The organism is Aeromonas sp. SE22, from assembly GCF_038739755.1.
GTDB classification, from domain to species: Bacteria; Pseudomonadota; Gammaproteobacteria; order Enterobacterales; family Aeromonadaceae; genus Aeromonas; species Aeromonas jandaei.
This window is the reverse complement of the sequence record NZ_JBCGFD010000012.1, coordinates 45479-58329: the sequence shown is the minus strand read 5'-3', so window position 1 is coordinate 58329 and position 12851 is coordinate 45479. Positions and strand designations below refer to the sequence as shown.

13 protein-coding genes and 1 pseudogene are annotated in these 12851 nt (G+C 57.7%); 6 read left to right on the top strand and 8 right to left on the bottom strand.

All coding sequences use genetic code 11. The features are described from left to right. The first annotated feature begins 22 nt into the window (after positions 1-22). Complete coding sequence (thiH, locus tag AAHA39_RS16515) at positions 23-1306, top strand: 2-iminoacetate synthase ThiH (protein ID WP_320655817.1); 1284 nt, start codon at positions 23-25, stop codon at positions 1304-1306. A 379-nt stretch (positions 1307-1685) separates the two neighbouring features. Then, positions 1686-2225: an REP-associated tyrosine transposase gene (locus AAHA39_RS16510; protein WP_320655818.1), complete on the top strand. Its 540-nt coding sequence runs from the start codon at positions 1686-1688 to the stop codon at positions 2223-2225. Between the two features lie 68 nt (positions 2226-2293). On the opposite strand, the gene AAHA39_RS16505 is transcribed toward AAHA39_RS16510, so the two are convergent. From AAHA39_RS16505 to AAHA39_RS16485, 5 genes and pseudogenes are all read right to left on the bottom strand, one after another. Next, the gene (locus AAHA39_RS16505; RefSeq protein WP_320655819.1) at positions 2294-3295 is read right to left on the bottom strand and encodes a hypothetical protein; all 1002 of its coding nucleotides are present in this window, start codon (positions 3293-3295) and stop codon (positions 2294-2296) included. Between the two features lie 91 nt (positions 3296-3386). Then, a pseudogene (locus AAHA39_RS16500) lies at positions 3387-3488 on the bottom strand (GNAT family N-acetyltransferase); the annotation flags it as partial. Continuing rightward, positions 3488-3904, bottom strand: coding sequence for a GNAT family N-acetyltransferase (locus AAHA39_RS16495; protein ID WP_156854027.1), 417 nt, complete (start codon positions 3902-3904; stop codon positions 3488-3490). The pseudogene AAHA39_RS16500 and the gene AAHA39_RS16495, both read right to left, overlap by 1 nt. A 28-nt stretch (positions 3905-3932) precedes the next feature. Next, a complete protein-coding gene (locus AAHA39_RS16490) occupies positions 3933-4568 on the bottom strand; it encodes a Vat family streptogramin A O-acetyltransferase (protein WP_042079715.1) in 636 nt (211 codons plus the stop codon). 23 nt (positions 4569-4591) lie between these two features. Next, positions 4592-4909, bottom strand: a complete 318-nt coding sequence (locus AAHA39_RS16485) for a DUF6968 family protein (protein ID WP_320655820.1) — start codon at positions 4907-4909, stop codon at positions 4592-4594. Positions 4910-5204: 295 nt separating this feature from the next. Between AAHA39_RS16485 and AAHA39_RS16480 the strand changes: the two genes are divergently transcribed. Next, positions 5205-6104, top strand: coding sequence for a GGDEF domain-containing protein (locus tag AAHA39_RS16480; RefSeq protein ID WP_320655821.1), 900 nt, complete (start codon positions 5205-5207; stop codon positions 6102-6104). Between the two features lie 429 nt (positions 6105-6533). Then, positions 6534-7808: an amino acid permease gene (locus AAHA39_RS16475; protein WP_320655822.1), complete on the top strand. Its 1275-nt coding sequence runs from the start codon at positions 6534-6536 to the stop codon at positions 7806-7808. A 63-nt stretch (positions 7809-7871) separates the two neighbouring features. Here AAHA39_RS16475 and AAHA39_RS16470 read toward each other — a convergent pair whose 3' ends face one another. Continuing rightward, positions 7872-8510, bottom strand: a complete 639-nt coding sequence (locus AAHA39_RS16470; protein ID WP_320655823.1) for an exopolysaccharide biosynthesis protein — start codon at positions 8508-8510, stop codon at positions 7872-7874. 204 nt (positions 8511-8714) lie between these two features. Between AAHA39_RS16470 and AAHA39_RS16465 the strand changes: the two genes are divergently transcribed. After that, positions 8715-9341: an outer membrane beta-barrel protein gene (locus AAHA39_RS16465; RefSeq protein ID WP_320655824.1), complete on the top strand. Its 627-nt coding sequence runs from the start codon at positions 8715-8717 to the stop codon at positions 9339-9341. 102 nt (positions 9342-9443) lie between these two features. On the opposite strand, the gene AAHA39_RS16460 is transcribed toward AAHA39_RS16465, so the two are convergent. Then, positions 9444-10367 (bottom strand): GGDEF domain-containing protein, encoded by a 924-nt coding sequence (locus AAHA39_RS16460; protein ID WP_320655825.1) that lies wholly within the window; start codon positions 10365-10367, stop codon positions 9444-9446. 441 nt (positions 10368-10808) lie between these two features. Here AAHA39_RS16460 and amt point away from each other — a divergent pair, with 441 nt between their 5' ends. After that, entirely contained in the window at positions 10809-12236 is a 1428-nt protein-coding gene (amt, locus tag AAHA39_RS16455; protein WP_033113730.1) for an ammonium transporter, read from the top strand. Between the two features lie 71 nt (positions 12237-12307). Here amt and AAHA39_RS16450 read toward each other — a convergent pair whose 3' ends face one another. Further along, positions 12308-12775, bottom strand: a complete 468-nt coding sequence (locus AAHA39_RS16450; protein WP_320655826.1) for a glycine zipper 2TM domain-containing protein — start codon at positions 12773-12775, stop codon at positions 12308-12310. Between the last annotated feature and the right edge of the window lie 76 nt (positions 12776-12851).

Below are 12851 nucleotides of genomic sequence, written 5' to 3'. Positions count from 1 at the left end.
CTCGGGGCAAGAGCCAATCGCCATGTCCTCTTTCTCGGTTTCTCCCGAGGCGGATGTGTTTAGCCCCCCTCTCGGCTCTTCACAAAATAAGGGAGAGGAGTTGGGGGTGAGGGCTCCGGCAGATTCGGTGCTTGAAGGGGGCGATCCCTGCACTCCTCCCCCTCCCAAGGGAGAGGCCGGGAGGGGGTTGGATTTTGCCGATCGCTGGCAGGAACTGGAGTGGGACGATATCGGCATGCAGATCCGCGCCAAAAACGCCGCCGATGTGGCACGCGCCCTGAGCGCACCCCGCCGCACTCTGGCCGATTTTATGGCGCTGATCTCGCCAGCTGCCGAGGCGTACTTGCCGCAGATGGCGGCCGAGGCCGAGCGACTGACCCGCCAGCGTTTCGGCAACACCATTGGCTTCTATGTACCGCTCTATCTGTCGAACCTCTGCGCCAACGACTGCACCTACTGCGGCTTCTCCATGAGCAACCGCCTCAAGCGCAAGACCCTGAATGCAGAGGAGATTGAGCGCGAGTGTCTGGCCATCAAGGCGCGCGGTTTTGACAGCGTGCTGCTGGTGACCGGCGAGCACGAGCACAAGGTGGGGCTCGCCTATTTTCGCGAGGTGATGCCCATCATCCGCCGCCACTTCAGCACGGTGGGGATGGAGGTGCAGCCCCTCTCGCAGGCCGAATATGCCGAGCTGAAGAGCCTCGGCCTCGACGCCGTCATGGTCTATCAGGAGACCTACCACGCCCCCACTTACGCCCGCCACCACCTGCGCGGCAACAAGCGGGACATCGCATGGCGCCTCGCGACGCCGGATCGGCTGGGCCGCGCCGGTATCGACAAGATAGGGCTGGGGGCGCTCATCGGTCTCTCCTCGGACTGGCGCGCCGACAGCTACTTTGTCGCCGAGCATCTGAGCTGGCTTGAGCGCCACCACTGGCAGAGCCGCTACTCGCTCTCCTTCCCGCGCCTGCGCCCCTGCACCGGTGGGCTGGAGCCTGCCGTGGTCATGTCGGATCGCCAGCTGGCCCAGCTTATCTGCGCCTGGCGCCTCTTCTCGCCGACGCTGGACTTGTCCCTCTCCACCCGCGAGTCGGCCACCTTTCGCAACGGCGCGGTGCGCCTTGGCATCACCCAGATGTCGGCCGAATCACGCACCCAGCCGGGTGGCTATGCCGAGGGGGATAAAGAGGAGCTGGAGCAGTTCGCCATCCACGACGACCGCCCGGTGGGGGAAGTGGCCGCCGCCGTGCGACAGGCCGGGTTGCAGCCGGTGTTCAAGGACTGGGAACCCTTCTTGGGTCGCTAACGACGGTTACAGCTGTGGCAACAGATAGCGGCAAGCAGATCGGAGGGGCTGATCCTCGCCACTGCTTGCCGCTTTGCTTTGTTTGCTGCAACAAGATTGTTTCGTTGGTGCGACGATTGCTCTTGATATCGTTTCGCCAGTGCAAAAATCGTGGCTGCTGCTCAGCTTATCGAATGGGCCATTGCGCCCATAAGCAATGGCCGATTTGGGGGAAAGGGGTGGCCGGTGGCGGCTATGTAGCCTGCGTAGGGTGCAATAAGCGGAGCGCATTGCACCGCTATTGTGACGAGAGGTGCACTTCACTTCGTTCATTGCACCCCATGTTTTGCTTTGTTTGGACCACATTTAACAACATGGTTGATTGTCGGTTGGGCAAGGCATGGCGAATTACATACGGGCATGGCGACCGGGGGGAACCTGGTTTTTTACGGTCGTGCTGGCTGAACGCCAGAACAACCATCTACTGGTCGAACGGATCGATCTGTTGAGGAAGGTTGTCAGGGAGGTGCAAGAGAATCATCCATTCCGGATCCATGGCTGGGTTGTCTTGCCCGAACATCTGCATGCCTTGCTGGAATTGCCGGAAGGGGATACCAATTTTCCGTTGCGCTGGCGCCAAATAAAAAGCAAGTTTTCACGAGCAATCCCCAATTCGGAGGCTCGCTCAGAATCTCGTTGGCAGCGTGGTGAGCGGGGTATTTGGCAGCGACGTTACTGGGAGCATTTGATCCGCGATCAGGAAGATTTCAATCATCATCTCGATTACATCCATATCAATCCCGTCAAACATGGATTGGTAACAGCCCCGAAAGATTGGCCATATTCCACCTTCCATCGCTGGGTACAACAGGGCCGGTATCCATTATCTTGGGGAGACACCGCCACGCTAGAATATGAAGTGCCACACAACAATAAATAATCAGCCTTAACGTAGGGTGCAATAAGCGGAGCGCATTGCACCTATTATAAAAACGGCTTGTTTGACATTTAGTTAATACATGTTATTTGCAAAGAAAGACTGGGTGATAAATGAATGTCATCACATAATGCAAGTAACTCTAGAGCAGAAATAATTGCCAAAGCAGAATCATCCATAGATGGTTGGTATTTGTAGTCACCGTGCGCGATTTTGTTTCTGGCTACTCGTGTTATTTCCAATTTTTTATATAGTTCTAATGATAAAAGGTTGTCAGATTTTAGATTCTTAATTATTGAGCTGATAGTATCATATCGAACACGTGGTTTATTAATGACCTTCGAGGTGGAATTTTTAATAGCATCCTTTGATTTCCCGTTTGGCAAAGGGGTTCTCCACACGTTGGATAGAATTTTTTCAGAACAAAACCATGATAGAATTATTGAGTTGTCAAAGTTGCCAACTTTATGTTCACCAATGCTTTTTGATATTAAGAATGTTAGTTTTTCGAGGCCGGGCCTATAAAATAAACGTTCGAATTTTATCGAGGCTAGATTGAATACACGTTCATCTATTACTTCTCGATCTCTAAAATAATCATGAAGACGTAATGGCATATTAATGTTTTGATATGGGAAATACCTTGCCATTTGAAAGTATGAAGCAAGGCTTTCGGTTGCCATACTTTCTGATTGGAAGTTTCCATTTGAAAATGTTGTTGAAAACGCATCTCGGTTTGTTACTTCATGTAAAGATATTATCTCGTGATGCAATTGCTCTGATATGACAGAGTATAGAATTAAATAAAATGAATTTATAAATTTCAGATATGTATTCCATCGTAAAATATGGCCTGCAAAATCATAATCGTCTTGCTCTCCGGTTTCTTTTAAACTGAGCATAATTCTACCATCGCGGCAAATTGCTAGTTCAAACGCTTCATGATGATGCTGGAAAACTATTTCGCCCATATGCTCATGGAGGTTTTTCTGAATTACCGGGTCATCTACGTCAATAGATGATACGGCCCAGTATTTTTTTGAAGGATAAAATGCCACATATGACTTTTTCATTATTTATGTCCGATTTACATGCGGGTTTTTAAAAAGTGTTGAAGATAGAGGTGCAATTCACTTCGTTCATTGCACCCTACATTCTGGCTGCCGTCTCGATCGATTCGTGGGCTGCGCGGACAAACTCATCGGCATCGGCTGGTTCGAACGGGCGGATCACGATATTGGCATTGGCAAGGCGCTGGAATGTCATCACTTGTCCTGCTTTTTCAGGAAGTAACTGATATGCCCCGGCGGCATATCGGGCAGCTGGCCAAAGACTTCGTAACCCTGCTTCTGGTAGAAGGGGAGGGCCTGAAAACTGGTGGTTTCCAGATGGTAGTTGCTGATGCCCTTGCTTTGGGCGTACTGCTCCATGGCGCCGAGCAGGCGGCCGCCCCAGCCATCGCGGCGGATGCTTTCGTCGATCCAGAGCCAGTCGACGTGCAGCCAGCCCCACTTGATGTCGGCGATGATACCGCCATGTACCTTGCCCTCTTCATCCTTGATAAAGCTGGCGATCCGTTCTCGCAGATGGGTGCCGGCGTGACCTGTGTTGAAGCCAGAGAGACCAATGCGCAGCGCTTCAACATCATCGTCCTGAGGCGGTTGGGGTGGGGTGAGTTGCATAGTGCTTCCTGCTTGATGGTGGTTGTCTCTATGGGGTTGCCGCTTCCAGCGCGGCTATCTCGCCGCCGCTGATAAGCGGCAGGTTGCGGCTGATCTGCTCCACCGGCCAGTCCCACCAGGCGATGGCGTTGAGACGGGCGATGGTGTCGTCGTCGAAGCGGTAGCGGATCACCTTGGCCGGGTTGCCGCCGACCACGGCATAGGCGGGCACGTCGCCGGTGACCACGGAGCGGGCGGCGATAATGGCGCCGTTGCCGACTTTTACTCCCGGCATGATCAGGGCGTCATAGCCAATCCAGACATCGTTGCCGATGACGGTATCGCCCTTGTAGGGGAGGCTGCCCGGGGCGGGGGCGGCGCTCTCCCAGCCGTTGCCGAAGATAAAGAAGGGGTAGGTGGAGAAGCCGGAGGTCTGGTGGTTGGCGCCGTTCATGATGAACTTCACCCCGCGAGCGATGGCGCAGAACTTGCCGATGATGAGCTTGTCGCCGATGAAGGGGAAGTGGTAGAGGACGTTGCGCTCGAAGCCCGCCGAATCCTCCGGGTCGTCGTAATAGGTGTAGTCACCCACCTCGATATTGGGCCCCTTGATGGTGTTCTTGATAAAGCACACCTGGGGGAAGCCGTTCATGGGGTGGGGATTGGCGGGATCGGGTCCGTGCATCTGGTCTCCTTGGATGGGCCGGGCTAGAGCGCCGGGAAGTAGCAGGCGCTCATGTCGATGGGGTGATCGGGGCAATCGGGCAGATAGAACTGCCAGCCCGCATCGGAGAAGGCGCGCAGCTCGGTCTCGACAAACTTGATGGCGAGGCTCAGGGCCTGCAGGCTGTCGATGCCGTAGATAAAGGTCTTGTCGCTCAGCCCCGCCAGCTTCACCTTGCAGCGCCAGTCACCGCCAGCCGAGCGTGGATCCGGCTCGGGGGCCTTGATGGCGATCTTGAGGGTGAGCTGTTCCCCTTCGAGGCTGACCGCCTCGAAACGGACTTTGACGATGGCATTCTTCATCCTGCAACTCCTTGTGCGATTCCCCTCCTGCTGCATCAGGCTGCGTCTCCATGGAGGGATCAAAATGGGGGCGAGCCACAGGAGCCTAAACGAAGCCTCTTTTTGAAACAATGGGATATGGGTGGCGAACTGCGGGATTGCGGGTTGCGTCGGGTTGTTTCACCAAACGGGATAAACTTGCTGTAAAGGAATCTTGGCACTGCTGGAAATCTGTCCCATATGGTGATGGTTGGCGGGCTGTCGAGTTGGGGCACAATAGCCAGTCCCTGTTGGCCACAGAAGTACAGGAGCATCCATGACTCTTTCGGTATCGCAGCTTTACGAGGTGATGGCGCAGTTGCCAGATCCGGTCTTCATCCTGAGTGAAGATGGCTATTACGTGGAATACATAGGAGGCATGGAGCACCAATCCTATCAGGACGGCAATCCGCTGGCTGGCAAGCGGCTGCTGGATGTGCTGCCGGAGGCGATGTCCCTCTGGGTGATGGAGCAAGTCGCACTGGCGCTCAACAGCGGTCTGGTGCGGGTGGTGGAGTATGAGTTGGCGGCCAGCGAGGTGGGTGGCATCAATGCCGGTGTCGGGCCGCAAGGCGTGCAGCGTTTCGAGGGCAAGATTGCACCGCTCCCCTCCCTCTATGACGGCAAGCGGGCGGTGGCCTGGGTGACCCGCAATATCACCCGCCAGTTCGAGTTGCAGCAGCGCCTGCAGCGCCAGAGCGAGACCGACCAGCTGACTGGCCTCCATAACCGCCGCTACTTCTTCGAGCATTGCCAGCAGGTGAGGGGCAGCGAAGCCCCCTGCGGCCTGCTTATGCTCGATATCGATCACTTCAAGCAGATCAACGATCGCTTCGGCCATCAGCAGGGGGATCTGGCACTGCAACGCTTTGCCGCCTGCGTCGATGGTCGGCTGCGGGCAGAGGATCTGTTTGTGCGCAGCGGTGGCGAGGAGTTCGTGATCCTGCTGCCACGGATTGATGAGGTCGGGTTGTTGCAGATGGCCGAGCAGATCCGCGCGGCAGTCGAGGCGCTGCCCGCCGAACCGGTTGGCATGACGGTCAGTCTGGGGGCCACGCTGGTGCAGCCCGGAGAGGATATCAATCTGGCGCTGGCCCGGGCCGACGAGTGGCTCTACGAGGCCAAGCGGACGGGGCGCAATCGGGTGGCGCACTGTCCGGCCGCCCCCGAAAATTAATGAACAAACCCTTGTTGATGTAAACATTAATTGGATGAAAAGTTCGCCATATTATTTCACTGATATCTCGCGGACTATGGTGGTAATATTGGCTGCCCGATCGCTGTTCTTATTTGTGTTGTTGGGCAACAGAACAAGGGTTTATCGGTATGTTATCAAACGGGGATAAATGGGTGCGCTGGTGACGAATGCGATACATCTCGCCCCGTTTTGAAACAATCCGATTCAAACGGTCATGAATTATTAACCTTGACCCGGATGGCGATTTCAACGATGGTAGCGTGGCATCTCCATTTCACTCCGGTGGCCCTGTTGGCCGCTGGCGGATTTGCTTTTTCTGCACCTGCGGCCAAATGCCGCCTGATATTGCCAGCCTGTTATTCGGGCCAATAAAAATAATGATGACAGATTAATAAGGTATATATTGCAATGAGTGTTTCTATTGCTGAAAAGAGTAACCCGGTTTCAAAATTGAAATGGGAGAAAAGTGATTCGGTATGGACCATGGGCTTATATGCCACTGCGGTCGGTGCCGGTACGCTATTTCTCCCAATTACCGTCGGCAGTAATTCGCCGGTTATTTTATTGTTTATTTTGCTGCTCGCATTTCCGCTCTCTTATTATTCCCATCGGGCGTTGAGCCGCTTTGTGCTCTCCAGCTCCCACAAGGAGGGGGATATCACCCACGTGGTGGAGGAGCACTTCGGGGCGCGGGCGGGCAAGCTGCTGATGCTGGTCTATCTGACCGCTTTCTACCCCATCATTCTGGTCTACAGCATCTCCATCACCAACGCGATCCAGAGCTTTGTGGTGCACCAGCTGGGGGATGCCGAGAGCCCGCGTGGTCTGCTGGTGCTGGGGGTGATGCTGGGTCTGCATCTGGTGCTGCTGGCGGGCAAGCAGATCGTGGTGTCGGCCATCAGCGTGCTGGCGCTGCCCATGGTTGCCTTTCTGATCGGCCTCTCCATCTATCTGCTGCCCCAGTGGAGCCTCTCCTACTTCAGCGAGAGTCAGGCGGTGGACTGGCGTGATCCGGCGTTCTGGAAATCCCTCTGGCTGATCGTGCCGGTGATGGTGTTCTCCTTCAGCCATGCGCCCATCATCTCCTCCTTCAGTGCTGCGCAGAAGAAGCGTTGTCAGGAGAGCGCCGACCTGCGTGCCAAGCGGATCATCAAGTGCAGCAGCCTGCTGATTTGCGGCAGCGTGCTCTTCTTCGTGGTGAGCTGCGTGATGAGCCTGAGTCAGGCCGAGATGGCGCAGGCGCGCATCGACAATATCTCGGTGCTGTCGGCGCTGGCGAACAAGTTCTCCAATCCGCTGATCGCCTATGTGGGGCCGCTTATCGCCATTCTGGCCATGTCCAAATCCTTCCTCGGCACCTCCATGGGGGTGAGCGAGGGGACGGTGAGCATGGTGAGCGGCGCCTGTCAGGGGCTGGGACTTTCCCTGCGTGAAACGACCATCGCGCGGGTCTCGTCGGTGATTCTGTTCGTGGTGACCGGGGTGATTACCTACCTGAACCCGAACGTGCTGGAGATCATCGAGAAGGTGAGCGGGCCGCTCATTGCGGTGATCCTGTTCCTGCTGCCGGCCTGCTCCATCTATCGTCTGCCTGCCCTCAAGCGTTATCGCGGGGCGAGTACCCTCTTCGTGCTGGTGATCGGGCTGCTGGCCATCTCGGCCCTTATCTACGATCTGCTGTAACGGCGGATCCCGCACAAGTCAAAAAGGGCGACCATATGGTCGCCCTTTTTCTTTGCCTCTCATTTAGCCGAGCAAACTGGTGGCGCTCTGGCCCGCCATCAGCAGGCCGGCTGCCAGTACGCTGAACCAGATCAGGGTCGCGCTCACCAGCAGATAGCCACCGGCGACAAACAGACCATCCCGCTGCAGCATGCCGGTAGCCAGCAGCAGAATGGCCCAGGCGGGCAGGGCATTGGTGAAGGGAATGGCGCCAAGGGGCAGCATCAGCAGCAGGGCGGCCAGCATGATCAGCAGGCCGTTGCAGCGGTTGATGGTGGTGCTGGCGGTCAGGGCAAGCAGGCGCGGGCGGATGTAGCGGTCGATGCGGGCCAGCAGATCCGCCCCCTTGTGCAGAGTTGGCTTGAGCTGGTCGGCGGCGAAACGGCGCTCCATCAGGATGGCGGGCAGCCAGGGCACCCGGTTGAGGGTTATGCCGATACCGATAAAGAGGATCAAGAGGCCAAACGGGGTGCTGACGCCGGGGATGGAGACCGGCAGCAGAAAGGGGACGGTGAGCAGCACGCAGAAGAGCAGCATCCCCTGCTCGCCGACCAGCGCGAGCATCTGGCGCAGGCTGATATGGCTCTCTTCGATGGCGTGGGCGGTGGCCCGCAGGGTATTGGCGAGGGTGTGTTGCGGGTCGTTGAGGGGGGCTGTCGCCATCTCCGGCATCCTTCTGCTGTCGGCTTGTGCCGGGCCACCATGACCCGGATTGGGCGCCAGCATACGTGGCCGGGGTTAATGGCCGATGAATGACACAGGCGCTTTTAACGCCACGGAAAATGAGCCGGTACAGGTGCCATTTAGGATGGCGACGGGATGGCTCTGGTATGCTTTTTGAGCAAAATGGATTGGCCGGAGGTGAGGATGAGACGAGTCGGGATGGTGATGATGGGGGCACTGCTGCCCTTTGGGCAGGCGTGGAGCGGTGAGGGGGAGGCCGGGGCTGGATTGGGCTGGCAGGTGACGCCATTTTACGGCTACAGCTCCGCCATCGATTTCAAACGCAGCGAGGATCCACAGCCTGCGCCGGTGTCGACCAGCATTGACGAGCTGAAGGGGCAGGCCTCCGGCAGCTGGGGGCTCTTCATCAGCAAGGAGGTGGATGACCCCGGCATGATCGAGCTGCTCTACAGCCACCAGTCCACCACCCTCTCCCCCGATCAGCCGGATCGCCTGACGGTAGATACCCTGCACTTTGCCGGTGCACTGACCCTCGCCGACAACCTGATGGCGCCCTATATCGGTGCCGGTATCGGGGTCACGCGCTTTGCCGCTTACGACAGCGAGGTGATGCCCTCCATGTCGCTGGCGCTCGGCGTTCAGCCCCGCCTGTCCGAGCATCTGGCCCTGCGGGCCGAGGTGCGGGGCTACGGGTCACTTGCCAACGACAGCAGCGAGTTTCTCTGCAACCCGGATCAGTGCCTGTTCAAGGTGAAGGGGGATTTGGTGACCCAGTGGCAGGCCAATATCGGGCTCACTTTCCGCTTTTAGGCGGGGGGAATGTCACGGATGGAGAAGGGGCCATAAGGCCCCTTTTCTATCAGCCACGTTATGGCCAGGTCATCCATCACCTGGTCGTGCTCCAGAGTGGGTTCACTCTCCGTTATTGGCAGGGATAGCCGACACATAGCGGTCTCTGCCTGCCTCCTTGGCACTGTAGAGCGCCTGATCCACCCGTTTGAACAGCGAGACCGCCGGCTCCTGCGGCCCGCGGATGCCGAACCCGATGCTGACTGTCAGAGGATGGGCCGGATCGGGGGCTATGGTGCGGGTTGCCGCCAGCAGGGTCGCTGCCAGCTGCTCCAGCTCTGTCTGGTTGGCGTCGGGCCGCAGTATTGCGAACTCCTCACCACCGACGCGGGCTGCCAGCCCTCCGGCCGGGCAGTGCTGTTGCAGCAGGGCGCCAAACTGCTGCAACACCTTGTCCCCCATGTCGTGGCCGAAGTTGTCGTTGATCCATTTGAAGTGATCGAGGTCCAGCAGGAGCAGCACCTGATACTCCCCCTGCCCCAAAAACAGCTGCTGATGAAAGTAGCGCCGGTTTGGCAGTCGGGTCAGATCGTCAAACAGCGCCTGTTGTCTGAGCTGGCTATTGATATGAAAGAGGTGATGCATGGTGCTCAGGATACCGATGCTGCTCAGCAGGATACCGCTGGATCGCAGCAGATCCTCGGCATAGATGGCGATCCAGAGCGGCTGGGCGACCAGCTCGTCCATGATGTCTGCGGTCGCCCCCAAGATCCACAGCATCAGGCCGCAGGAGAGCAGGCGATAGGTTTTGGGTGGCAGATGGGCGCACTGCACCACCCAGAACAGAAAGATCATGGTGAGCCAGTTGACCAGCTCGAACCCCAGGCTGCTGATATGGATCCGCTCGGCGGGGTAGTGGGGCAGCAGGGTGAGATGGGTGGAGATGATGGTCAGCACCAGTATCCCCAGCAGGGCGCTATGGGCGCGGTGTTCTGCGTCAAAGTGACGATAGCGGTTGACGCTGAGGTCGAGACGATCGGACTGCATGGTGTTCCTCGGATTGGGCCTGCCATCAGAGTGTCGAAAATGGCCCTCATCATGAATCTGTCGTGCCGTTTGTGGCGACATGGCGTTCAGCCAGTGTAAACGGCGAGCCGGCCGGGCGCGATGATCATCACTCCAGCCTGTGGGGTTGCACCTGATTTTGTGCATTTCTGGTGCGAGGGAGACCGCTTGCCCTGTCACAGGGCGACCGGCCGTGGCTTAGCGCAACGCACGCGCCATTTTGGTGCAAAAAGGAGTTTGTTTATATCTAATCTTATGATTTAAATGAGTTTTAACTTTTGGCCCACTTTATGCTTTTTACCATCAGGCGGTCATTTCTGGCCATCTGCGCCCGGCGAATCGAGGCTCGCGAGCAGTGGCCACAAGTTCAATCAAGGAAACGGAGCCGGTTTATACCGGTACGACAGGGAAGGAGAGTGCTCTATGGTCAAAAAATGGATGATGGCGGGTCTGCCGATATTGACGGCGTTGCTGGTGACCCCAAGTTGGGCCGATGAGGTCTCTCAGGTTCAGGCTGCGGTGGCACCGGTTGCCAGCGTGACGATCAACAAGGGCGACAACACCTGGATGCTGCTCTCGGCTGCACTGGTGATCCTGATGTCGATCCCCGGTCTGGCGCTCTTCTACGGCGGGCTGGTGCGCGCCAAAAACATGCTGAGCGTGCTGATGCAGGTCTTTACCCTGTTCTGTCTCATCTGCGTGCTCTGGGTCATCTACGGCTACTCGCTCGCCTTTACCGAGGGCAACAGCGTGTTCGGCTCCTTCAGCAAGGTGTTGCTCAAGGGGGTCACTCCTGACTCCATCGCGGCCACCTTCAGCAAGGGGGTCGGTATCAGCGAGTTCATCTATGTGGTGTTTCAGGGGGCCTTTGCCGCCATCACCTGCGGTCTGATCGTCGGCGCCTTTGCCGAGCGCATCAAGTTTGCCGCCGTGCTGCTCTTCTCGGTCATCTGGTTCACCTTCGCCTACATTCCGCTGGCCCATATGGTGTGGTACTGGGCCGGGCCTGATGCCTACACCAGCGCCGATGCGGCTGCCGCTGCAACCGCCACCGCCGGTTATCTGTTCCAGCATGGTGCGCTGGACTTTGCAGGCGGCACCGTAGTACATATCAACGCCGCCGTGGCGGGTCTGGTGGGTGCCTATCTGGTGGGCAAACGTCTGGGCTACGGTCGTGATCCCATGACGCCCCACAGCCTGACCATGACCATGATCGGCGCATCCCTGCTCTGGTTCGGCTGGTTCGGCTTTAACGCCGGCTCCGCGCTGGAAGCCAACGGTGTTGCTGCGCTGGCCTTTATCAACACCTGGGTCGCTCCGGCTGCGGCAGCCCTGTCATGGACGCTGGCCGAGTGGGTGATGAAGGGACGTCCCTCCCTGCTGGGTGCGGCCTCCGGCGCCGTCTCCGGTCTGGTGGTGATCACTCCGGCAGCCGGTCTGGTCGGCGTTGGCGGTGGTCTGGTGATGGGTCTTATCAGTGGCGTGGCGGGTCTGTGGGGTGTCCACGGTCTCAAGCGTCTGCTGGGTGCCGACGACAGTCTGGATGTGTTTGGTGTGCACGGGGTGTGCGGTATTCTCGGTGCCCTGCTGACCGGCGTCTTTGCCAGCCCGGATCTGGGCGGCACCGGGGTGTGGGACTATGTAACCAATCAGGTCGCCGAAGGTTACTCCATCCTTGGTCAAGTGAAGATCCAGGCCATCGGGGTTGGCGTGACCATCCTCTGGTCCGGTGCCGTGGCGGCGATCTCCTTCAAGCTGGTTGACCTGGTGGTGGGTCTGCGGGTGAACGGCGATGCCGAGCGGGAAGGGCTGGATGTGACCACCCACGGCGAGAAGGCCTACAGCATGTAATCCCGAACGTCAGACAACAAAAAACCGCCGGTTCCGGCGGTTTTTTTTATGGTGCAAGCGCGGTGGCGCTTTTAGTTCACGACGGCCACGTTGATGCTGCCGTTACCCTGGGTCATGCGAACACGGGCACCCGGTCTGAAAGTGGGGCTGGCTTTCTGCACTACCACGATGGCTTCGCCGTTCTCTTTCTTGATCTCCAGCTCGACGCCGTCGACCTGATTCATCTTGTTGCCGATGGCGTTACCGGCTGCGGCACCGGCGATGGCGCCGCCTGCGGCTGCGATATCGCGACCGGTACCACCACCAACGGTGCTGCCCAGCAGGCCACCGACCACGGCGCCGCCGATGGTACCCATCAGGGAGTTCTCATCGGCCTGGATCTTGACCGGGCGGGTAGAGATGATGGTGCCGTAGCTGACGGTCTGAACCTGCTTGGCGCGGTCTTTGGTGTAGACATCGCCAGAGTAGACATCGCTATTGGCGCAACCAGTCATGGTGGTGGCGGCCAGCAGGGCAATAATGGTCATTCGTTTCAACATGATAGGCCTCCAAGGCTGAATAGAATTCAAACAATCAGTTCGATGAATTGAACTTTACTCCAAGCAAGCGGGACAT